The organism is uncultured Shewanella sp. (genome assembly GCF_947501225.1).
In the GTDB taxonomy this organism is placed as follows: domain Bacteria; phylum Pseudomonadota; class Gammaproteobacteria; order Enterobacterales; family Shewanellaceae; genus Shewanella.
Genome location: NZ_CANMUW010000001.1, coordinates 135,412 through 159,339, shown reverse-complemented (window position 1 = coordinate 159,339; position 23,928 = coordinate 135,412). Strand labels below are relative to the sequence as shown.

The following is a 23,928-nucleotide window of genomic DNA, read 5'->3' as shown; positions in this document are numbered from 1 at the left end:
TGGCTTATTCGTTACATCTCAAGGGATAAAGAGTGAGGGGCGAGCCCCTCGGCAGATTCATGGCGTAAGCAGCTTTTCCAGCTCATCGATCGACTTCCGGTAGAGCTGCAACAGTTGTTGGTGCTCACTTACCTGATAATCTCTCCCCTCAAATGATTTACATAGCTGTGCCATGGCAACAAGTCCCATACTCGCACTGCTTCCCTTGAGTGCGTGCAGGAGTGTCCCTGAGTGTTTCGGATATTCGCCTAAGGCCTGTAGCTGCACCTGGCTGGACTCCCGGTACAGCTCAAGCATCTCGATGACAGCATCGCTGCCGAGGTATTCGATATCCTGCTTTATCTGATTGATATCGAGTCGCGCCCCGCCCATATCGTCACCGATACTGTTACCGTGAACCTTGTCACCGACACTACTACTCACAGGGGATGCCCCGGCCTCGGTCGGGTCTGACTCAGATGAAGAGAGAGCTGGCGTCGCCGCAGCTTGATTTGAGGGCACCTTAGCCATACCAATCCAGGCCGCCAACGACTGCATATTCAGTGGCTTACCCAGCACGATATCGAAACCGGCCCGCTGATAACTGACGATATCATCGGCCTGGATCTGAGCGGTAAAGGCGGCGATATCCAGCTCATGTGATGCCAGCTCATTGATATGTCTGAGCTCTTTGAGTAACTCGATACCAGAGCCGTCCCCCAGCTGTATGTCCAACATGATGGCATCAAAAGCCGTAGCCGTATCGGCGCGATATAACTCTCGTGCTTCACTACAGCTATTGGCAAGGGTGGACTCATGGCCTAAATGCGCCAGAAACCCTTGGGCAACCATGGCATTCACTTTATTATCTTCAATGACTAAGAGATGTTTCTTACTCACCTGATTCAATATCTGCTCGCATGGAGTAACAGCTTGCTGACAAACATGCAGAGGCAGGCTGAAGCCGAAGCAGCTCCCCTTACCCACCTCGCTTTCCACCCAGAGTCTGGCACGATTTCTCGGCCTCTGTTCATCTTCATCAACGGCCGAAGCTACAACAGCTTCCTCATCGGTCTGACACATCAACTCCACCAGCTCTTTACTGATAGCCAGCCCTAAGCCGGTTCCTCTGGAGCGACCAATATTGGGTTGCGAACTATAGGCCTTAAACAGTTGCATTTTCGCATCACTGCTGATCCCGACACCGGTATCGATCACCTCGAAGCAGAGCCTGCCTCCCTCAATCGAGACCTTTAGGCGAACCTCCCCCTGCGGCGTGAACTTGATCGCGTTACCGATCAGGTTAAACAACACCTGCCTCAGCTTAGGGCCATCGATTCTGATGCACTCGGGCAGTTGAGGGCTGTCAAGTACCAGCCTTAACCCGGCTAATCCGGCGCCGGCTAACATGATCGCCACCACCTCATCGAGCAGATCATTGATCGCCACGGGTCTGGGTTCGTTAGTCAGTTTACCCTGTTCGAGACGGGAAAAATCTAAGATATCGTTTAACACAGTCTGCAGCAGCGTACCGCTATATTGTGACAGGGCCAGCATCTGCTTTTGCGCCTGAGGCAGGTCCGAATGACTGAGTAGTGTCAGGGTGCCAAGCAACCCATTGAGTGGGGTGCGGATCTCGTGGCTCATGGTGGCAAGAAACAGCGACTTGGCCTGGTTAGCCTGCTCGGCCATGGTTCTGGCCTGGGCATGCCCCTTGGCCTCGGCATCCAGCTGCCTGTTCGCTATCGCCAGCTCCTCGGTTCGCGCCTCAACGGTGATCTCCAGCGCCGCTTTGTGTTCGGTCAGCTCGGCCGCACTGTCCCTCAACTCGGCCTGTAACTTCTGGTTATGGGCCGTCTTCTGTTTGAACGCCTTAAGTGCATTAGCCATCGCCGTGAGCTCATCATCACCATGGGAGTTGATAGTCACATCGGTATCGCCAAGACTCAGTCTGGACAAGGCCTCTGTAGCCTCATTCAACCTCAGTGCGATCCCTCTGTATATCACCTTATAGATGACCAGCAGGATCACTAAAAACATCAAGATCCCGGTACTCCACAGGCCCGCTTTGGCCCAGGAGAGTTGTTGCAGATAATCGATACGGGCGAGCTCCGCCTGTTGCTGCTGAGTAGCCATCGCATCGTCGACCGACTGATTTAACCCATATAGTTTGTCCGACAGGGCCTGAAGCTGCTTATCCTGCTCTTTCAGCAGTTGAGAGTACTGTTTCTGCGCCGCCAGCCCCTGAGAGACCTGACGCAGTATCACCAACTCCTTCTCAAGCTCCAGTGCCCGGGCGGGATCCCTGATCAACCCCTTGAGCAGCTCCAGAGCGATCAAATCGACCTGGGGGCCGACATTGAACACAGAGGATGCCCCAGGAGAAGCCGGGGACTGCGCAGCAGGTTGGAGTTGATACGAAAAAGAGCCACTCATAGCCGGCGTTTGTGACATGCCGCTGAGCACCTTCAACAGGCCGGTCTCCTGCTCCGGAGACTGAAGCAGCTGCCCAACAAGGGCGATATTATGGATCAGCTTCAAAGCCCGGTTGAGCCTTTCCTGGATATCCAGGTCTTGCTCGATGACGGTGTCGAGCAGATACGCACTCTTGGAGCTACCGGCAACCTCGGGATAAGCCAGACTCAATTTTGCCAGGATAGCCGAATCTACGACGGCCAACTCGGCCTCCAGCAAGCGGGTACTGTGGCTTGCCGCTCTGGCCAGGGCTTCCCCTTGTATCGAAAGCTCTCTGGCGACCGCCAGGCGTTTGCCCACCTGCAGGCCCAGCTGGGACATATCATGAATAATCTCACCCGCCGACAGCTCTAACCGACGGGCACTCTGCACCTCCAGCACCTTAAGGCTCGCTATCGCTCCCAACATATTGGCACTGTTTATCGACAGGGTTCGCCCGATAAACTGCCGCTGGGGCTCCTCTTCGACCCTACCGAGCGCGGTGGCATTTTCGGCCAGGGCATTTGAAGACTGAACCAGTAATCTTGCCGCCTGGGATGCGGGAAGCGCCTCATCATAGAGATATTTATCAGCCAGCTTAACCCAGTAGAGGCTCAGACTCCCCAGAGAGACTAAGAGCAAGAGCAGGAAACCCAAGAGGCAAAATGCCAACATCAGGCGCCCCACTAAGCTTTTCCTCGATAGAGATAAATTACCCACTCATAATCCTTCTGTGTTTAGTGATACAATCTAATTCAGGTATAAAATTCAAGATGACGCAGATCGATGATTGTAAAAAAGAGCCTACTGAGCCAAATAAACTCACTTATATTCTGTTTAGTGCCGCTTCTTATTACAACGAACGCCTATAGCACGCCTGCATCGACAACCTGGTCATTGGAGCAGCGCACTCCCTACAATGTCAAGATTCAACAGGCCAGGGCTCTGGATTATCATCCTCTTAAAAAGACAATAAAGCCATGGAAAATATGCGCCTTAGTGCCCCACCTCAAAGATGCCTATTGGATTGGCATCGATTATGGCTTAGTTCAGCAGGCGAAACGACTCAATGTAACCTTAGAGCTGTTCGAAGCCGGCAGCTATTATGGAAAAAAGAAACAGCTAAGCCAACTCAATCACTGCATGAACCGGGATTATGATGCCATTTTACTCGGTAGTGTCGACCCTAAACTGCTATCTTACTATCACGAGCCTATCACTAAACCTGTCATCGCCCTCGTCAATCGAATCGACAGCCCCAAAATAAAAACCCGTGTCGGTGTCAGCTGGTATCAGATGGGCTGGCATGCCGGTCACTTCATTAAAGATCAGGTTGAACAAAACCATTCCGCTCCCCTTGAGCAGGCTACTAACGGTGAGCAAGGACAAACAACTCTGGCCCTGTTAACCGGCCCCGAAAAACAGGGGGGAAGTGATTGGGTTGAGCAGGGAATTATGGCGGCTCTGGAAAACAGCAGAGTGACCATCTCATCCGTTCGTCACGCAGATAACAATCGTAACCTCTACCGGGATCAGCTGCACTACCTGCTGAACGACCAAACACCTGATTATATCTTAGGCAGCGCCGTTGCCATTGAGGCCGCCATCGGTGAGATACAACATAAGGGTGTAGATAAACAGGTGAAACTGGTCAGCAGTTATCTCTCTCCGGCCGTTCTGCGTGGGCTTTTCAGGGATAAAGTTGCCTTCAGTAGTGATGACTTAGTGGTGCTGCAGGGTAAATTGGCAATAGATGTCATGGTAAGGGTACTGGAGGGGGCGGGTGAATTTGGAGATATCGGCCCCGCCATTCAGATGCTGCAAAAAGATGTGTTAAACGAGGATATCTTAAGCGACAGCCTGGCTCCCGCCGAGTTCTATCCCATTTACAGAGTTAACTAAAAGCAGAGTTAACTAAAATATAAGTTGTAAGTTTTAAGTGGCAAGTAAGAGGTGTCGACTTACAGCTTAAAACTTACAACTTATGGCTAGCTCTTAACCATCCACCGAGGCTGAGAACAGGTACCCTTCACCGTGGACGGTGACAAACAGCTCTGCATTGAGCTTATTTCTCAAACGCCTGATGATCACATCTATGGTTCTGTCGTTCACATCCTGATTGCGATGGCTGGTCTGCTGCATCAAGCGCTCGCGTGACAGCACCTGCTGAGGATGAAGGGCAAACGCCGCCAGCAACTCAAACTCAGCCTTAGTCAACTTTATCAGCTCATCGCCATAGCGCAGCTTGCGGCTGTTAAGCTCGAGAACATAGTTATCGAAAGAGATCTCATCGTCTTTCTGATCCAGCTGCTCGACCACGGCCTTCTCCGCCTTCTTCACCAGCGACATGCGCCAGAGCAGGTTTTTTACTCTGACCAGTAGCTCACGCAACTCGAAAGGCTTAGTCACATAATCATCGGCGCCCATCTCCAGTCCGATGATCTTGTCGATAGCTTCATCACGACCGGTGACCAAAATGATGCCGACATCAGAGCGGCTACGCAGCTCCCTGGCCAAACTCAGGCCATCGACACCGGGAAGGTTGATATCCAGCATTATCAGATCGATGTGCTGGCGATTGAACTCATTCCACATCTGTTCGCCATCCTGAGCCTCATGAACCCGATAGCCCTCTTTCTCAAAATAGCCTTTCAGTCTTGCGCGAATTACAGCTTCATCATCAACAACCAGTACGTTATACGCCACGGTATCTAACCCCACCTCTGAACACTCCCTACATTATTCACATTTTCTCATATTTGCATATAAGCAATGCGTAAAATATTCACCTTCAGCGACATTTATTGTTCAAAAATTAGCGCTGAGATCAATGAAAACAGATTTATAGTAGTAGATTTTTTACTCTGACTATAAACTGGCTTATGCTTATGCCTAAGCATATAAATTTTTTCAGGATCTTTTCTGACTACCAGATTAAGGATAGCGTATGGATGAGAGACGTCAGTTTTCCCGTATATTGTTTAATACTAAAGCCAGCCTCACACAGGGCAGAAATATATGGACCACGAAAATTCATGACTTAAGCCTGAACGGTGCCTTAGTCGAGGAACCCGCCGACTTCACTATCGGTAATGGTGCCCTGTTTCTCAGCTTCTCCCTGCCCGACTCCGATATCGAGTTAACCATGGAAGCTGACCTTGCCTATAAGAAGCAGGGACAACTGGGATTGAGCTGCATCCATATCGACGTCGACAGCATCAGCCACCTGCGCCGGATGCTGGAACTCAACCTGGGAGACTCGGCGCTGCTCAACAGAGAGCTGGAACACTTTATCGATGTTCATGACAGACAAAGCTAAGCTATCTAAATCCACCACCTTCGAATGAAGGTGGTTTAACATTTCCTGTCTGTTTCTTTGATATTGGGTGGATTCTTGAAGGTTCCACCTTCATGGGTATCTATCGCCTCCGGCGAGGGGATGTGCAGATACTTCTATTCATCACCACAAAGTTTGTTAGCCTTCGAATGAAGGCTAATTACATTTCCTATGTTGACTCATTTGATATTGGGTAGGATTACTGAGGCTCGTACCTTCATGGCTATTTATCACCTGCGGTGAGCTTATGTGCAGATACTTCTTCGGGACGCTGTAAAGCCGTCCGTGGCCGCTTAGCGAAAACTTCCCTGTTTTCGATACCCTCAGCCGCATCTACATCAGGATATTCAAAAAAGAGTTAAGCAGACCTCATAAGCCCCACGCATCTTTTTACCGGACAGTTCTGAGTGTTTTCGTCACGAAATAGGAAATAAACCTTTGCAGCAATAGTCTGTAGATTATAGTTTTACCTAAGTGATGAAGCAGTCAAGAACGTTATCTTGCTACATTGAATAAACTGTTAGCTTTCGAGAGATCTATGAGACATCACCTAACTGTATTACTTCTCCTTATTTTGGGTTATCAAGCCGCAGTGGCTGGAGAAATTGCTAGCTTTGAAGGGCCATTGAAAAAATCTTATAAGCTAGCAGGATCGGATTACAGCGAATTCTATCAAACAGGTAAGTTTGCTGATTCATACAGTATGATTTGCAATATGGGGCAGGCAATTCAAGATCCAAAGAGACCTGACTGGTATACCAATAAACCTATTCAGGGCTTAAAACTAGAATTAAGAGCTAGAGCTGCGCTCATAAATTTTAGTAATCAAGTCAAGCCTATGGGCTTTGTTGTGGTTACAAAAAATAGCGATATCCTAATAAATTTCAAGCCCCTTGGTGATAATGTGGGCGGTGAATGGGATGGTGACGTTTTCAGTTCATGGGCTGGAACAGAGACGGATATAAAAGTTTACAGTGAACGATTTGGTAAAAGTGGATATGCCCACTTTGACTTGTTAGATGGAAATGGTTTTTTCTATAAATCAGCTAATAGAGAGTCTCCTGACTATTTCTTGTCTGATTGTAAGCGAATCAAAAAAGAAAAATTACCAGTATACGATTGGAAATAAAGCTAACAATTTACTCAGAAGAACGCAACACGCTTGGCTTGTGCTCTTTCGCCACCAATTTTAGCCAAGCATTGTTGCGCCCATTAGTAAGACGTTATGGTGGAATCGTAGCTTTGTATTTAACGCACTACATTTAAATAGCCCTGGATTCTTATTCAATGGATAATGAAAAAATTAATAAAATCGATTGCCACAATCTACTTTTAGATGCTTGGGAGGAAAAATTCCCAACTGAAAAATTCCATTTTAATAGGGATGGGATTATATCGGCAGAGCATTGGGATAAGTCGGATGTAAAAGTGTTATTTATACTGAAAGAAACAAATAAAGCAAAGCAAAACGTAGTTGATGCTATTTCTCGTGCATTGGTCACAAAATCTAGTGGTTGGTGGAGAGGGAAAGTACTTCGCAGGGTTGGCCGTTGGGCTTACGGTCTTACTAATTATAGTGGGGAAATACCTAGCTTTAAGGATGCTAAATCTCATGGAAAATCATCTACGTGGAATATTGCATATATAAACATGAGAAAAACGGCTGGAGGCCGAAGAACCAATAAAAAAACATTTAGTGCTCATGTAAAAGAATATGCACCATATATTAAAAGGCAGGTTGAATTAATAAATCCTGATATTGTTGTTCTTGGCGGTACTTTTAAACCAGTGAAAGAACATGTATTTCCTGAACTTAAACATATTTGCAAACGAATTCACAAACATAATGACATAGTATTTATTAATGCGTTTCATCCCGCAGCAATAACTAAATCATCAGGGCTTTATCATCAAGTCATGGATAATTATCACAATTATAAAAAACAACACAGTGCATAAGCATCATAACAAGTTACTTAAACGGAAAAATAACAGTTGTCATACTTTTTCTAATCACAATCTCATATGTCAGAGCCAACCCCCTAGCTCATTTCTGTCCAGAATCGTGCCATAGCCAGAAGGTTCTAAATCGAAGAGAAAAACAATCAAGTGTAAACGCGGCTGTGACCTTCGACAGCAGGGATGCTGTCGTAGAGCCCACAGGGATTGTGCTTGCGGCGCGTCACAGAAGTGTTTGCACATAGGCCTGCTGCAAGCAATTAATCCCCAATAAAGTTATGGCTCTCAAAACACTAAATAAATATCAAAATAGCCCAATGAAACCAAAATAAAATTAATAGAGTTAATTTATTAACTCAAGCAACTCATGGATAGTCTTCACCGGATTGATCTTAGCCCCCAGCCCCTCCATCGATTTATGGTAGTTGCGGTGGGGGATAAAGACTTCGGTAAACCCATGCTGCACCGCTTCCTTCACCCTAGGTACGCCGCTGTCTATCGGGCGGACATCACCATTTAAACTTAACTCGCCCATGATGCAGGTGGTTCTGGGGACGACGAAATCATTCAGGCTGCTCAACAGTGCGGTCACCAGCGCCAGATCGATACAGGTCTCTGATTCATCTATCTTCAAACCGCCGACCAGGTTGAAGTAGGTATCGTGAAAGATCTTGGTCCTGGTATGTTTACGCAGTATCCCCGTCAGCATCTTAATACGGTTCATATTAAGCCCCACACAGACGCGCTGAGGAAACTCGCCCTCGGTTTCAGTAGTTAGGCACTGGATCTCAAGCAGAAGGTTGCGATTGCCCTTGCGGATACAGGTGATGGCCGCTCCCGGAGACTGGGTTGTCGAACCGGAGAGAAAGATTTCGCTGGGGTTATCTACACTGATCATGCCCCGCTCGGTCATTTTGAAGATACCTACGGTATCGACATCGCCGAAGCGGTTCTTATTGGCTCTGAGTGTACGCACCTGACCGTCGTTACACTCCAGGTGGGTGAGGCAATCGACGATATGGATCAGAGTCTGGGGACCGGCAGTTTCATTATTCTTGTTGACGTGGGCCACAAGAAACATGGTGACATTGTTCTGCTTACAATATTGGGTCAGTGCCTGAGCACTACCCTTGACCTGAGAGGGGGAACCCGGACTACCATTAGCCAAATCGGTAACGACCGCCTGAATCGAGTCTATCACCGCGAACTTCACCTGCTTCGCCTCGAGCTCGGCGATGATGGCTTCGACACTCGTCTCCGCCATCAGATACAGATTATCTTCATTACAGTTCAACTTAAGACGGTTCACCCGGTTTTTAAACTGTGACAGCGACTCTTCGGCGGTACAGTAGAGTGAGGGCATCAGCTTAGACATACGGGATACGAGATCGGATAAGATCGTGGTCTTACCCGCGCCGGGATCACCCGAGATAATATTTACCGAACCGGTTGTTAATCCGCCGCACAAGACACGGTCGAGCTCACCTATGCCGGTCAGCATCTTTTCGGCTTCAACTTCCTTAACTTCACTGAGCTTCTTCGAGCCACCGCCTACACCACCGGCATAACCGGATACTGAATTACCGGCGGGCTTACCCGAAGTAAGACGGACTTCGGTGATGGTATTCCACTCCTGACAGGCACTGCACTGGCCCTGCCATCTGGGAAAGTCCTGCCCACACTCATTACACACATATGCTGTTTTATTCTTAGCCATAGCTCTTTTATCAGGAAGAAAGATAGTTAACGATTATCGAGGGCCGATTATGACCTAAGATCCCGCCTTGAGAAAGCGACTTTTCCATTCAGGAGTCATTCCTCACCCGGCAGGAAAAAGCTGTGGCCGTCGACGAAATGATAGTGACTAATAATAAAGAGGTATACTATGATAGTTGCGATAATTAGCCTTCAAGTTGTGCCATATGCTGCCGACATAATAGTATCAGCAACCCAATACGATCAGCGACATAGCATTAACCTTAACGGGTGAACGCCCCATAAGAAGAAGCGAGTAGATGAGTTTAGACGAACACAGCGCCTTGATTGAACAACTCAAGCCCCTATTGATGGAGCCAAATTTTCAGGATCTATTTCAGCAGCTGACCGCAGGCGAGTCGAATTCCACTCGTTTCTTACTGAAGATGGAACTCAACCGGATCTCATCTCCTTGTAACCGCATCATAGATCTCAGAGACAAGTCTGAGCTGCCCTGTGAAGAGGTGCTCCACAACAATCAACGCCATTATCTCGACGGCCCGGCTAAAGAGAGCTTTATGCAATCGATGGCCCTGTATCGGGATCAATACACACTCGGTGTTTATGAGCAGGTCATCGAAGAGCATAAGCAGCGTAAGCTGAAGCTACGCAGCAGTGAAATCAATCAGGAACTGGACCATCAAGCCCCTTTTATCGCCAAAGGGGTCGTCTTAGGTAACTACTTTAACCGCAGTGAAGAGAGGATGAATTACAGCATTCGCATCTCGACGCTGCAGCCAGGAAGAGCCGAAGTTGCCGGGATCACAGTCGATCTCTCGGTAGGCGGCGCCCGAATCAGGCTGCCACAGGCCCATAATTTCGATCTGGATAAGCCGATTAGGGTCAAACTGCTTGAACTGAGCGAGGAGTACTATTATGAAGACCTGCAAAAAGGGGTCGATTATCAGGTAGTCGATACTCAGACAAATGCAGAGTACTGCTGGATGCGCCTCAAACGAATCGGCGGCACCGCTGAGCTGGCAACTATGTTGGCGAACCTGATTAAAGGCTACAAATACCGCTACAAGGTCGATATCAATGATGTGTTAGTCGCTGCTACCGGCCTGGGGTTTGAACGGCACTATCTGCCTCACCTTCCTCACCTGCCCCTGTTTGTGGAGCTGGAGGAGGGAGAATATAAAGTCACTCACAAACTCCTCAGCCGCGATAATCAACAGCTACAGCACTTCTTCCGGGATGAGAAGGATATCAGCCAACTATCGGGCATGTTATCCAGTCACAGGTTACACGCACTGTTCAACGAACCGGACAACAAAGATCACAGCCTCTTCTTCTGCTTCACCTTTCAGGCTCAGGGTTGCCTCTTCTTCTACTCGGCAACGCTAGCCGAGTTAAAGAGTAAGAACCTGTTGGCCCTGTTTCTCAGTTTTGGGGCCACCAAGGCCTCCTGGAAAGTTTTTAAACTGGCTCATCATGAGATCAACCACAATCAAGCCTACAAAGCCAGTATGCTTCCCGGGGACAATACCCGTTACTCAGCACTGACAGAAGCGCAGCTCAAGCGGTTTACCCATGTTTTGCAACTGATAAACCTTACCAGTGAAGATGCCGTGCCAGATTACCAGTCGTGGAGCGGCAAGAGCGACAATAAGGTCAATAAGCTCAAGATTTTTGGCCAACAGAAAGTCACGTCAAACCCGATTAAGCTGCTTTCACTTCAATTTAGTGAGAGAAGAAATGAAGCACGCTTCGCCTTTAAGACACAGGTAAATATCACTCAAGGGAAAGTCACGGCCACCGGTTTCACCCACGACATTTCCAGCAAAGGGCTTCAACTCACCCTGGACCAGCCGACTGAATTTGAGAAGACGGCTCCGCTGATGTTGAGTTTCCCTAAATTGCAGCCACTGGCGAAGAAGACAAAACTCAGTCATCTCGCATATCGATTGATAAGAACCCGAAAAAATAACGTCACCATTCACCTGGCGGCGGTGATGGGGCATACCCCCCATGCAGGAGTCGAGTTTTTAAATAAGCTCATCATCCATAATCAGGAGAAACTGGAAAAGGTCACTGAGGCGCACAGTGAGACCAAAGAGCTGGCCGATGGACTGAAGAACCTGTTGATGCGCCACTTAGACTCTGTGCCTTTCTTTATCGAAAAAACAAGCAAAACTGCATATCTGTCGACACTGGGGATCGGTACCCATAAGAATGTCATCATGGATCTCTTCGCGGCTTCGGCCACAGAGCATATGGAATACAACTTAGAGTCCCTGCTCAAGGATGGTCGCCTCAAGAGTGAGTTCGTCGATCCCATCAAGAACATGAAGCCTCAGCATGGTTTAGAATACTTTGAGATCTACCTTCAGGTATCGAGACAGTCTCAGGGCCAGGTCAGGGTGAAGTGTCTTCCACCGGCGGAGATTGGTGATATCAACGCCAGAGAACACTTCATCAATCAGAGCAATAACCTGGGCCGCTTCATGGCGCTCAGAGTCTATCGCGGAGCATCTGGCAAACCGGATCTGAACTATATCCGCCGGGAACTGGAATATATCAACGCACACGCCCCCCATAAATCGAAGAAGCTGGAGAAGCTGTTATGGCGCATCATCGGCGTGGGTGAACTACTGGATATTACCGAAGAGGTGCAGTTGAGATACCCCAACCTCTACGAATATCCGCAGCAGCTTGAGGTTTCGGCCTGAGCCAGAGATGATGGTAATCGATGGAGGTTTACACCTGCATGTAAGAGCGGCTTGAGCCGCGAATGCCAGGCTAGCAGTAACTTGTCAGCCGGATGAATCAGCGGTTTCTGCTCGTTGAGTGGCTGTTCAGGTACCATTGCCGCACCTGAACGAAGTGATCATCAACGGCATCCTTATGGGTCAGCATCTCGGCATGGCCATAGTCATGTTTATAACCCCTATCCTTGGATAACAGGGTGTAGTTCACATCCTTAAACTGACACTCCTCAACCATACGTTTCACATCGGCGGGGTTACCCAATACATGATCTCCCAAGCCGGCGATAAACCATGACTTGGGCCACTTGCCATTTTGTGCGACAACTTTGGCTGCGCTGGCATAATCGAAGCCATCATCATGATCGACCCAATCTCCCCTCACCCAATCTATGCTCTGTGCCAGTGACTGGCGACTTTCGTTATCCATACCCATGCGCCATTTATCGGCGGCCAGATAACCATGACTCCAGGCAATGGCCTGAGCCAACTTATTCCACCCCAGATCGACCATCAGCCACTTCTTCATGGATCTAACCTTAATCCTGCGCTTACTACCGAAGGTAAGAAGTGAAGCGACACTATCCTGAAACAGGGGAAAACGACTAATAGCACTGGCCATGAGCACACCGCCCCATGAGTGGCCACACCAATGCACTTGAGAGACTTTGGGGTGTAAGCCGAGTATATAGTGATGAATCAAGGGCAACTGGTCCCTGATGACCTCCCCCTGCCCACCTTTAAATCCCCGTTGTAACTTAGGGGTACTCAGGCCCCTCCCCTGTGTATCGAGCACATAGACAACAAAGCCGGCCTCGGCAAGGAAGCATGCCAGGCCTCTTCCTTTTTCACTGTAGAAAACACGACCATTAGACATGGCACCATGAAGCATCAGGATAGGCGGTCTGACGAGTTCTGCCGTATCGACTTCACTGGAGCGTATCTCTCTGAGATGGAGCTTTCCACTCAGATAGGGAATAAAATGGGAGACTTGTACTATGGGCACGGCTAGGTTCACTCAGTCTAAGGATTAGATTAACTTACTGAGTCAACAAGGGAAAAACAAGAGCAATTACTCGACTGACAGATGGTAAAACAGACAGAGCTGATTAACCGGATAAAACTCAAAAAGTTAAACAGTCATTTAAAACAAAAAAATCTGTTCATGCAGAGTCATAATGTGGCCTAACCAACATTATGACTCTGTAAAGAACTCAAACTAACCGTAACAGGTATGGCAGCGCTCTCAGATCGAGTTGGCTGATAGCCACATCGGCCAAGCGTTTCAACTTAGGTTTAGCATGATAGGCGATGCCGTAATCGGCCGCCTGGATCATTGGGATATCATTTGCCCCGTCGCCTATGGCCAACCTTTGTCCCCGGGGAATGTTCCAAAGCTGTGCACACCTATCTACTGTGTCAGCTTTAAACTGTGCATCGACCACTGTACCCGAAACGGTACCGACCAGCTTACCCTCTTCGATATCTAACTTGTTGGCATAGGCTGCATCTAAGTTAAGCAGCGCTTTGAGATGTCCGACAAAGGGCGTAAAGCCCCCCGAGGCCACCACTACACGCCAATTGTGTGATTGAAGCTCTCTCACCATCTCAGTGATACCCGGCATCAATGGCAATTTATCACACAAGGTTTGAATAATTGACTCATCGGCACCGGTTAGTTGAGATACCCTGCCCCTAAGGCTCTCTTCAAAATCGAGCTCCCCCTGCATGGCGCGCTCTGTGACTTCGGCAACGGCCTCACCAACACCGGCCATCGCGGCCAGCTCATCGATACATTCAATCTCGATCGCCGTCGAGTCCATATCCATCACCAGGATACCGGGACGGTTAAGCACAGGCTGCTCTGGAGCGATAGAGAAAGCCTCTACACTCTCGATAGAGGAGAAGAGTTGTAGATGAGTAAAATTAAACGGTTCATTACTGCATAGCTCGATGCAGTTAAGTCCGCTCTGCCTGTCGATTAATGCCAGGCTCAAAGGCAGGGCCGACACAGAGATGGCTCTGGCTATCTCAGCCTCTGAAACAGGACTCTCATAGATGAGCCTGAGGCTCGTTGTACCTTCGGGAGCTTGAGATTCGACATGGCGCGACAGAGTCTGGCCATGGTTTTGATAACTGGCTGTCTCTCCATTAGTTAACCAAGAAAACAGTGAAGTGTGGCTCAGACTTTCCATTCGTAACGCATCTCCAACTACCGGGTAGGACCATAATCAATTATGATTAGGTAAACCCAAACAGATTCAGGTATAAAGTGTTTTTTCTAAAAGGACTGAAAAAGACCCATAGAATTAGCAGGCTACTGCAGATTGCCATAGCGCTGACCTTAACAGTGGGTCTAATTCAGCTATGGGAAACTAGCCTACTACAAGGACAACAGCTTCTAAAGTCCCAAACGCAAAAGATGGCAAGATTACTGGTGCAACAAACGGCATATGGCGCCGCACCGGCCCTGCTGCTACAAAATGATGAACAGTTGCAGTGGCTCGCCAGTGCCCTCGTTGAAGACCCTAAGGTGATGTCGGCCAGCATCTTCAGTGAAGATGGCCAGAGGCTCTCATTCGCGCAGAGTGTCACAGATGAGGAGCTTGAACCTGATTCAGAGGAACTCAATAAACTCCTTGAGCGCTACCCCCCTTATGTAGAAGCAGTGACTCAAGATGATAAAAACCTGGGCTTTATCGAGGTCAGGTTAGAGCCCAGATTATTCTTTAACGAGATTAAAGAGGCTCACCAGATCAACATGGAGCAGCAACAGATGATGTTGATCATCGCTGGCCTGATAGGCATGCTGCTATCCCGCTCACTCTCTTTCAAGAGAGCCGATTTTGACCGCCGTAAGACACGGGTAAAGCTGAGACAGAAGCCTGGAAAATTAAGAAAAAGAGAGCAGGAGAAGCTTAAAAAGGCTCTGGAAAAGAGTCAGAAGAGGAAGACAGAGCAAGAAAGGCTCAATGGAGTACAGACTGAAAAAACTGAATAGAGCGGTGATTATTACCAACAGGTTCAGTAGCGGCAAGTAACAAAAAAGGGCTCATAAGAGCCCTTTTATATTTATATCTGCTTATCCCCACGCACGAACAGCAACGGAGAAGAGCGATAACAGACGCAAGCGGATTACAGAGTAACCGCAGCTTCCAGTGTCATTTCGATCATCTCGTTGAAGGTAGTTTGACGCTCATCAGAAGAGGTCTTTTCACCTGTACGGATGTGATCAGATACAGTACAAACACACAGAGCTTTAGCACCAAACTCGGCAGCAACACCGTATAGACCGGCAGCTTCCATCTCGACACCTAAGATGTCCATCTTTTCCATTACGTCGAACATTTCTGGATCCGGTGTGTAGAAAAGATCGGCAGAGAAAACGTTACCAACGCGGAACTTAGTGCCTTTAGCTTCTGCAGCTTTAACAACGGCGCTTAACAGACCGTAGTCAGCGATAGCAGCGAAGTCCTGACCCTTAAAACGCAGACGGTTCACTTGAGAATCGGTACAAGCACCCATTCCGATTAGAACGTCACGAACTTTAACGTCAGTGCTAACCGCACCACAAGTACCAACACGGATAAGGTTCTTAACGCCGTAGTCTTTAATCAACTCAGTCGCGTAGATAGAGCATGAAGGAATACCCATGCCAGAACCCATTACTGAGATACGAGTCCCTTTATAAGTACCGGTGTAACCAAACATGTTACGAACATCGGTAACTTTCTCAACGTTCTCAAGGAAAGTCTCGGCAATGTACTTAGCACGCAGTGGATCGCCTGGAAATAGCACTGTATCAGCGAATGCGCCTTCTGGTGCGTTAATATGTGGTGTAGCCATCTATATAACCCCTTATATAATGAAACTTAGGCCTTACTCAAGATAAGCAGACCTAAACCTTTGTATATGGCGGCCATCATCTAACCGCCAAAACTTGTAATTTGTAAAATTAAAACAAGCGACAGGAGTTTAACCTATCGCTATTAACCTTTACTTAATAAATGTCTCGCCATATTCCATAGGCTCAAGCTTAAAGTAACTTGCTATGGATTGACCCATATCGGCAAAGCTCTTGCGGCGGCCTAAAGAGCCGGCCTCCAGCCCTGCACCATATGCCAATACCGGCACACGTTCACGTGTATGGTCTGTGCCAGGCCAGGTTGGATCACAACCGTGGTCGGCAGTCAGCAGTAGCAGATCATCTTCGCCCATCAATTCCATCAGCTCAGGCAGACGAGAATCGAAATACTCAAGACTTCTGGCATAACCGGCAACATCACGTCTGTGACCGAAGTGAGAATCGAAGTCAACGAAGTTGGTAAACACTATTGTGTTATCACCCGCTACCTTCAGCTCCTCAACTGTCGCATCGAACAGTGCTTCCAGACCCGAGGCCTTAACCTTCTTAGTGATACCGCAATGGGCATAGATATCGGCAATCTTACCGACACTCACCACTTCACCACCGGCATCTTTAAGCTTTTCCAGTACCGTCTTCGATGGCGGCTCAACTGCATAGTCGCGTCTGTTACCCGTACGGGCAAAGTCGCTTGGACCAGTACCAACGAAAGGACGGGCGATAACGCGACCGATATTATATGGCTCAAGCTCTTCACGAACGATCTGACACAAGGTGTAAAGGTTCTCTAAACCAAAGGTCTCTTCATGACACGCCACCTGGAAAACCGAGTCGGCAGAGGTGTAGAAGATTGGCAAGCCACTGGTCATATGCTCGTTACCGAGCTCTTCCAGGATCGCCGTACCAGATGCGTGACAGTTACCTAAGTAGCCAGACAAGCCGGCTCTGGCCAGAATCTTATCGGTCAGCTCTTTCGGGAAAGAGTTAGTATGGTCGCTGAAGTAGCCCCACTCATATAGCACAGGCACACCGGCGAGTTCCCAGTGTCCACTCGGCGTATCTTTACCTGTGCTGAGTTCATCAGCATGGCCATAGGCACCGATGATCTCTACGTCATCACTGAAACCGGCAGGAAGCTGCCCCGTGCTCTCCTTAGATGCCTGAGCGAGACCCAGACGTGCAAGGTTAGGCAGTTTCAACGGGCCTTCACGGCCTTCGTTTGCTTTTCCTTCGGCACACGCTTTTGCGATATTACCGAAAGTATCAGACCCGGCATCACCGAACGCTTCAGCATCTGCTGCCGCGCCGATACCAAACGAGTCCAACATCATAATAAATGTACGTTTCATACTAAATGCTCCGTTACAGATCCGACTCACGGATATAACGATATATCTCAGGGGTCTTCTCTGGTTTCGTGTCGCCTACATGTATGGCTTTCTTGACAGCGGCTTCCGCTTCAGCAAACGCATTTTCAGTTTGCGCATGAATGAAGGCGATTGGCTTATCGGCAGTGATCTCATCACCTAAAGCACAAACCTTAGTCAGACCGACACTGTAATCGAGTGCGTCACCAGGCTTACGACGGCCACCACCTAAGGTAACAACCGCAAGGCCAAGTTCACGCGTATCCATCGCTGAAGCATAACCGGTTTGATCGGCATACACAGGACGAATGATCTTAGACTCCGGCAGGTACAGGCCTGGATTTTCGATGAAGTCAGCAGGCCCGCCAAGACCGGAGATCATACGGCCGAAGATCTCAGCCGCCTTACCGTTATCCAGAACGCGATTAAGCTTCTCTCTCGCATCGGCTTCACTGGAAGCGATGCCACCTAACTGTAGCATCTCTGCACACAAGCCCATGGTCACCTCATAGAGGCGTGGATTACGGTATGCGCCGGTTAAGAAGTCAACTGCTTCTTTCACTTCGACAGCGTTACCTGCACATGAAGCCAGAACCTGGTTCATATCGGTAAGCAAAGCTGTAGTCTTAGTTCCGGCACCGTTAGCTACGGCTGTGATACTGCGAGCCAGCTCTTCCGATGCTTCATAGGTAGGCATAAATGCGCCACTACCGACTTTAACGTCCATAGCTAGAGCATCCAGGCCGGCAGCCAGTTTCTTAGAGAGAATTGAAGCGGTAATGAGTGAGATAGACTCGACTGTCGCGGTATTATCGCGAATGGAGTAGAAACGCTTATCGGCTGGAACCAGGTCGCCTGTTTGACCAATAATGGCTACACCGGCTTCTTTAACAACCTTTCTGAACAGATCACTATCGGGCTCGGTTTGGTAACCCGGAATTGCATCAAACTTATCTAGTGTACCACCGGTATGGCCAAGGCCACGTCCGGAGATCATAGGAACATATCCGCCACATGCAGCAGCCATAGGGCCAAGCATTAAGCTGATAACATCACCGACACCACCAGTGCTGTGCTTATCGATGATAGGACCGTCAAGGTCCAGTGATTTCCAGTCCAGAACTGTGCCGGAATCACGCATGGACGTAGTTAACGCAATGCGCTCATCCATGTTCATATCGTTAAAATACACCGCCATACCCAGAGCAGCAATTTGCCCCTCTGAAACCGTGTTATCGGTAATACCCTTTACGAAAAATTGAATCTCTTCTTTAGACAACGCCTCGGCATTGCGCTTCTTACGAATAATCTCTTGAGCTAGGAACATGGTACTGCCTCCAGAGTGTAACTAGTTTTCATCAATTAGTTACATTCTCTTTAATGAAACACCAAAAGCGTAATTTAATTACAAATCATATTAACCAAGTTTTGATGTTTCCAAATAGATTTAGATCACACTTAACTAAAAAAGATAGCCCTATTTTCCAATATAAAAACAGGGCTTCACTGTTTAGTAACCTTGAGGGCCCTTAGGTGCTTCACCCAGTTCCAGTGTATGCAGAAGGTTAACCAGCAGGCTTGAAGCGCCGAAACGGAAGGTATTTGGTGTAGCCCAGTCGTCTCCAAGAAGACGGGCAGCAAGGCCTAAGAACTCATCGGCAGCAGCGGCATCACGAACGCCACCGGCAGGCTTGAAGCCAACCTTAGTGTTCTTTTCACTGATAACTGTCATCATGATCTCAGCAGCTTCGATAGTTGCATTGACAGGTACCTTACCTGTCGAAGTCTTGATGAAATCGGCACCGGCATCGATAGACAACTCTGAAGCCTTACGGATAAGGGCAGGGTCTTGCAGTACACCAGACTCGATGATCACCTTAAGCAGTACATCTTCACCACAAGCTTCTTTACATGCCTTAACCAGCTCAAAACCAACAGTTTCGTTGCCAGCCATCAGTGCACGGTATGGGAAAACAACATCGACCTCATCTGCGCCGTAAGCGACTGCGGCACGAGTCTCAAGAACCGCGATAGCGATATCATCGTTACCGTGGGGGAAGTTTGTTACTGTCGCGATGCGGATGCTTTCGCAACCCATCTCATTCAGTGTCTTGCGTGCGATTGGAATGAAGCGAGGGTAGATACAGATTGCAGCAGTGTTGCCGGCAGGAGTCTTAGCCTTGTGACAAAGCTCAATCACCTTCTGATCGGTATCATCATCGTTCAGGGTGGTAAGATCCATCAATTCAATGGCTTTTTGTGCTGCTTTTTTTAAATCGCTCATAATAGCTCTCCGAAACGTAATTCAAATAATAAAATGAAATAGAAATCTACGTAGGCGTGCCTGGAGGTGGCATTTTTTTGATTATTGTTATGGCCGGGCCTTCGGGCGTCGCCTTAGATAACACCAGCGGTGATATCTGTTAATTCAGGTATTCAGTGCTGACATTGAGGTAGGGTTCTCAGTAACAGCAATCCTGACACTAGGTCACGACTTGAATCCATGAAGACCGGGAAGGGAAACTGAAATGCGTTGTTTCTGCCTTTCCGCGAAAAGTCCATTTTAGCGCGTAAAACTTTATCTTTATTTTAGGTAAATTTTTAATTAAACAGACTAAGTAAATATAGTTCATGCTTAAGTAAAAATTAAATTTAGAGCCGTGCATTGCACGGCTCTAACAGATGCTTACTCACCTCTAAGAAGAGAGTCTAGGACTATACTCTGAGAGCAGGTCTTAGAACTTGTAAGTAGCAGTCAGGTAGTGTGCGAAACCAGTAGTTTCAAGACCTACGATACCAGCACCATCTTCAAGAAGGTAAACGTCCTGGTAGCCTTTCAGGCCATAACCCAGTGCGTAGTTGTCTGAGTGCCAGTGAACACCGAAGTATGCAGCGCCACCGCTTGAAGACATAGGTACGAACTCGTTACCCCAATCAGTGTCACCACCGAACTGGTAATCAACATAACCCTGGAAAGAAACGAAGCTGCCGTTCTCCAGGAAGTAGAAAGGCTTGAACCAGTTCATAGAGAACTGATAACCGTTCCAATCTTTACGGTTCATGTCATAGTGACCGTATAGGTTCATGCCAGTTTTACCTAACCATGGAACCATAACGTCAGCACCGATACCCCAGAAAGATGCGTTTACATCTTCACCGATTACACCGCCACCCCAGTTGAATAGAGTAGAGAAGTAAACTTCCTGGATTGGACCAGCTGAAAGGTCCCAACCAGTAATAGCATCGATAGAGAAGCGTGGAGCAAACTTCATGAACATCTTGCTCTTGCCAGTGCCTTCAGCCTTATCGCCTGAATCACCAGATGCAAGGTTGAATACATCAACATAACCGTATAGGTCAACAACACCAGCGCGACCGCCGAATTCCATTTCCAGGTAATCGTGTCCGCCGTCATCAGCGTCAGAGCGTGGAAGTTCGTTGAACGCGTACATAGCGTTGAACTGCATCCAAGCGTAGTCGCCAGCGCGGATATCGTCACCACGGTCAGCAGCGAAAGTTGGTGCAGACATTGCTGCTACAGCTGTTGCTGCTAGTGCTAAAGTTTTAACGTTTTTCATCATCAACCCCATTTATTTTATGGTGTGCCGCTCTTTTAAAAAGAGTCAGCGTTTCTTTTTATCGTGCCGCATTTTACCCACTTTGTGCCAAAGCACAACCGTATTAATGTAAAATTGCGAACACTAAGTTTTAACATTGAATCAAATAACTGTTTACTACTAGTTTTTTCACACAATTTCGTATCGCATTCTAGACAAAAACGTAAATTGAAATTGTGTTTGTCCTCACACAGCTAATCTTTAATCTGTTAAAAATTAGCTGTATGTTTTAAAAATTTAAATCTGAAAAATGGCTGTGTTAACTTAGACTCTGCTCTGTTGAGCAGAGTCATAGTTCAGGGGCACCCCCCTGGATTACCTAACGTTTATAACATTTATGTTATAGAGCCAGGAATAGACCCGCTAGAGTCGCACTCATCAAGTTAGCAAGAGAACCAGCAACTACTGCACGCATACCTAGCTTAGCTAAGTCGTGGCGACGAGTTGGTGCCATAGCACCCAGACCACCGAGAAGAATCGCGATTGAAGATAGGTTAGCGAAGCCACACAGAGCAAAAGAGATAATCGCTTTTGTTCTATCTGTCATAGCAAGACCTGTCTCAGCAACAACCATACCGCCATCAGCGATGTCTTTCATGTATGGAGCGAAGTTCAGGTAAGCAACGAATTCGTTAACAACAATCTTCTGACCGATGAATGAACCAGCAACCAGTGCTTCGTTCCAAGGTACACCGATAAGGAATGCAAGAGGCATGAAGATGTAACCTAGAATCAATTCCAGAGTTAGGTTTTCCATACCGAACCATCCGCCAACACCGCCGATGATGCCGTTCATCATGGCAATCAAACCAACGAACGCCAGAAGCATTGCACCAACGTTAAGCGCTAGATGCATACCAGATGAAGCACCTGCAGCAGCAGCGTCGATAACGTTAGCTGGCTTATCAGGATCTTCTGGAAGCTCGTCCATCTCGTTCTTAGCTTCTTCAGTTTCAGGGTGCATCAGCTTAGCCATTAATAGACCACCTGGTGCTGCCATGAATGAAGCGGCAACTAGATATTCGATTGGTACACCCATCTGCGCATAACCGGCCATTACTGAACCTGCGATAGATGCCAGACCACCAACCATGATGGCAAACAGCTCTGAGTTAGTCATAGTCGCGATGAACGGACGTACAACTAGTGGAGCTTCAGTTTGACCAACGAAGATGTTTGCCGTTGCTGACATTGACTCTGTGCGGCTAGTACCCAGGGCTTTCTGTAGTGCACCACCGATAATACGGATAATCCACTGCATCACACCCATGTAATAAAGAACTGCAATAAGAGAAGAGAAGAAAACAATGACTGGAAGTACGTTGATGGCGAAAATGAAACCAACTTTGAAGTTAGCCAAATCACCGAACAAGAAACCGATACCGTTTTGAGCATAACTGATAACGCTAGATACGCCATCTGAAACACCCTTTAGAATATCTTTACCGACTGGAACATACAGAACGAAGCCACCGAAAGCGGCCTGAATTCCTAATGCACCGAAAACGGTACGCATGTTAATTGCTTTTTTATTATTCGATAACCCGAACGCTATCGCAAGTAGGGTGACCACCCCTACTACACTCATTAAAATATCCATTAACCATCACCCTATTTGTTAATACTTTTTAATTATGTTGTTAACCAACCTTTTTCGAGTTCGATTATACCCGACCAAGTAGTGAAAATCGTCGTTTTGATCAAATTTTTGAACTTTAATTTCAGCCATTTAACAACAATATCCGATGCGACCAACACCTGTTTATTTAAAAATAAACTAAAGGTCAAAGAGTTGGAGCGTATTTAAAAAAGCATGTTCTGAAATAAGAACATTAGATTTTTTCTTTAAATTCGCTATTTCTTCGACGATCGAATGTAAAACAAGCGGTGTATTGCGTGTTTCAATCGCGTTTTCGGGGGCCATTGAGGGAGAATCTGTCTCGATAAGAAAAGAATCCAAAGAAATGCTTGCAATGCAATTTTTAAGTTTTCTTGCTCTATCGTTCAAAATTAACCCACCTATTCCCAGCTTATAACCCAGTCGAATATACTCATTGGCAAGCTCTGCCCCGCCATAAAAACCATGAATGACTCCCCCTCTAGGCAGAGCATACTGCTTTAATAGCGTGAGCATCTCATTGTGAGCTTTAACAACATGTAAAATAATAGGCAATTCCAGCTCTTTTGCCAGTTGAAGTTGGCGTTCGAACTGAGTTAACTGTATCTGCCAGTTAGTTTTTCGTATTTTATCCAGGCCACACTCTCCGATGGCGACCAGATTTTTGTCATCACGGACAGTTTCGACTCTCGATTTCAAAGCTTCAAATACAGTTAGCGAATCAGATTGACAATACCAGGGGTGGATGCCTAAGGCGTAAGGGCAGTTGAACTGTTTGGCGACGGCGATTTGCCTATCCCAAAGCTCAGGAGATACCCCGGGAATAATGGCCGACTCGATGCCGGCACGCTTCATTGCATCGAACAACTCGGCGCGGTCGCTATCGAACTCAGGAAAGTCCAGATGGGCATGACTGTCGATTATTTTTAATCCGGTTGGCTCGACACCATCAGTCTGCGCAGAGCTAGTCATCGACACCCGACCTCCCCTCAGGTCTATCAACAACCATCTCTTCAGGCTGTTGAGCAGTAGGGGGATTTGCCTCCTCCCTGCTCTCTGGTTCCGGCTCGTTAAGCCTGGGGGCGCAACTCCGGCGATTTTCGGGGGTGAGTCCCATTCGGTCACACCAGTTGGTATAAGCGTTCCACAATCTAACGATAAGGTTCATCTGTTCTCCCGATAATCACCGTTCCGTACCTGGCTATAATCATATATAAGACATAAAAAAACCCCAAACTGACGTATGGGGTTTTAATTATGCTAAAGCCT

General features: G+C 47.6%; 19 protein-coding genes. 6 read left to right on the top strand and 13 right to left on the bottom strand.

The annotated features are described in order from the left end of the window. Positions 1 to 57 precede the first annotated feature (57 nt). Entirely contained in the window at positions 58 to 3,153 is a 3,096-nt protein-coding gene (gene torS, locus Q1B47_RS00750; protein WP_299787080.1) for a TMAO reductase system sensor histidine kinase/response regulator TorS, read from the bottom strand. A gap of 66 nt (positions 3,154 to 3,219) precedes the next feature. Here torS and torT point away from each other — a divergent pair, with 66 nt between their 5' ends. Next, entirely contained in the window at positions 3,220 to 4,335 is a 1,116-nt protein-coding gene (gene torT / locus Q1B47_RS00745) for a TMAO reductase system periplasmic protein TorT (RefSeq protein ID WP_299787077.1), read from the top strand. Positions 4,336 to 4,428: 93 nt separating this feature from the next. Here torT and torR read toward each other — a convergent pair whose 3' ends face one another. Further along, on the bottom strand, positions 4,429 to 5,139 hold the full coding sequence (gene torR / locus Q1B47_RS00740) for a two-component system response regulator TorR (RefSeq protein WP_299788763.1): 711 nt from the start codon (positions 5,137 to 5,139) through the stop codon (positions 4,429 to 4,431). A 241-nt stretch (positions 5,140 to 5,380) separates the two neighbouring features. On the opposite strand from torR, the gene Q1B47_RS00735 reads away from it, so the two are divergent. The 3 genes from Q1B47_RS00735 (at position 5,381) to Q1B47_RS00725 (ending at position 7,729) form a co-directional block, all read left to right on the top strand. Continuing rightward, entirely contained in the window at positions 5,381 to 5,752 is a 372-nt protein-coding gene (locus tag Q1B47_RS00735) for a PilZ domain-containing protein (protein WP_299787074.1), read from the top strand. Between the two features lie 556 nt (positions 5,753 to 6,308). Continuing rightward, on the top strand, positions 6,309 to 6,899 hold the full coding sequence (locus Q1B47_RS00730) for a hypothetical protein (RefSeq protein WP_299787071.1): 591 nt from the start codon (positions 6,309 to 6,311) through the stop codon (positions 6,897 to 6,899). Positions 6,900 to 7,057: 158 nt separating this feature from the next. Then, a complete protein-coding gene (locus Q1B47_RS00725) occupies positions 7,058 to 7,729 on the top strand; it encodes a hypothetical protein (protein ID WP_299787068.1) in 672 nt (223 codons plus the stop codon). A 343-nt stretch (positions 7,730 to 8,072) separates the two neighbouring features. Here Q1B47_RS00725 and radA read toward each other — a convergent pair whose 3' ends face one another. Continuing rightward, complete coding sequence (radA, locus tag Q1B47_RS00720; RefSeq protein WP_299787065.1) at positions 8,073 to 9,446, bottom strand: DNA repair protein RadA; 1,374 nt, start codon at positions 9,444 to 9,446, stop codon at positions 8,073 to 8,075. A 298-nt stretch (positions 9,447 to 9,744) separates the two neighbouring features. Here radA and Q1B47_RS00715 point away from each other — a divergent pair, with 298 nt between their 5' ends. Beyond that, complete coding sequence (locus Q1B47_RS00715) at positions 9,745 to 12,156, top strand: PilZ domain-containing protein (RefSeq protein ID WP_299787061.1); 2,412 nt, start codon at positions 9,745 to 9,747, stop codon at positions 12,154 to 12,156. Positions 12,157 to 12,253: 97 nt separating this feature from the next. Here the strand turns inward: Q1B47_RS00715 and Q1B47_RS00710 are convergent, their stop codons facing one another. After that, positions 12,254 to 13,198, bottom strand: coding sequence for an alpha/beta hydrolase (locus Q1B47_RS00710; protein ID WP_299787058.1), 945 nt, complete (start codon positions 13,196 to 13,198; stop codon positions 12,254 to 12,256). A 208-nt stretch (positions 13,199 to 13,406) separates the two neighbouring features. Continuing rightward, the gene (gene serB / locus Q1B47_RS00705; RefSeq protein WP_299787055.1) at positions 13,407 to 14,387 is read right to left on the bottom strand and encodes a phosphoserine phosphatase SerB; all 981 of its coding nucleotides are present in this window, start codon (positions 14,385 to 14,387) and stop codon (positions 13,407 to 13,409) included. A 77-nt stretch (positions 14,388 to 14,464) separates the two neighbouring features. Between serB and Q1B47_RS00700 the strand changes: the two genes are divergently transcribed. Further along, positions 14,465 to 15,193: an AhpA/YtjB family protein gene (locus Q1B47_RS00700; protein ID WP_299787052.1), complete on the top strand. Its 729-nt coding sequence runs from the start codon at positions 14,465 to 14,467 to the stop codon at positions 15,191 to 15,193. 134 nt (positions 15,194 to 15,327) lie between these two features. Here the strand turns inward: Q1B47_RS00700 and deoD are convergent, their stop codons facing one another. From deoD to Q1B47_RS00660, 8 genes are all read right to left on the bottom strand, one after another. Then, positions 15,328 to 16,038 carry a purine-nucleoside phosphorylase gene (gene deoD / locus Q1B47_RS00695; RefSeq protein WP_299787049.1) on the bottom strand — a complete coding sequence of 237 codons (711 nt, stop codon included), beginning with the start codon at positions 16,036 to 16,038 and terminating at the stop codon, positions 15,328 to 15,330. Between the two features lie 150 nt (positions 16,039 to 16,188). Beyond that, on the bottom strand, positions 16,189 to 17,406 hold the full coding sequence (locus tag Q1B47_RS00690) for a phosphopentomutase (RefSeq protein WP_299787046.1): 1,218 nt from the start codon (positions 17,404 to 17,406) through the stop codon (positions 16,189 to 16,191). 13 nt (positions 17,407 to 17,419) lie between these two features. Then, entirely contained in the window at positions 17,420 to 18,751 is a 1,332-nt protein-coding gene (gene deoA, locus Q1B47_RS00685; protein ID WP_299787043.1) for a thymidine phosphorylase, read from the bottom strand. Positions 18,752 to 18,934: 183 nt separating this feature from the next. Then, entirely contained in the window at positions 18,935 to 19,708 is a 774-nt protein-coding gene (gene deoC, locus Q1B47_RS00680; protein WP_299787040.1) for a deoxyribose-phosphate aldolase, read from the bottom strand. Between the two features lie 451 nt (positions 19,709 to 20,159). Next, positions 20,160 to 21,002: an outer membrane protein OmpK gene (locus Q1B47_RS00675; protein WP_299787036.1), complete on the bottom strand. Its 843-nt coding sequence runs from the start codon at positions 21,000 to 21,002 to the stop codon at positions 20,160 to 20,162. A 379-nt stretch (positions 21,003 to 21,381) separates the two neighbouring features. Beyond that, a complete protein-coding gene (locus Q1B47_RS00670; protein ID WP_299787033.1) occupies positions 21,382 to 22,641 on the bottom strand; it encodes a NupC/NupG family nucleoside CNT transporter in 1,260 nt (419 codons plus the stop codon). A 177-nt stretch (positions 22,642 to 22,818) separates the two neighbouring features. Continuing rightward, positions 22,819 to 23,631, bottom strand: coding sequence for a TatD family hydrolase (locus Q1B47_RS00665; protein WP_299788760.1), 813 nt, complete (start codon positions 23,629 to 23,631; stop codon positions 22,819 to 22,821). Beyond that, the gene (locus Q1B47_RS00660) at positions 23,624 to 23,827 is read right to left on the bottom strand and encodes a hypothetical protein (protein WP_299787030.1); all 204 of its coding nucleotides are present in this window, start codon (positions 23,825 to 23,827) and stop codon (positions 23,624 to 23,626) included. The genes Q1B47_RS00665 and Q1B47_RS00660 overlap by 8 nt, the downstream gene beginning before the upstream one ends. Between the last annotated feature and the right edge of the window lie 101 nt (positions 23,828 to 23,928).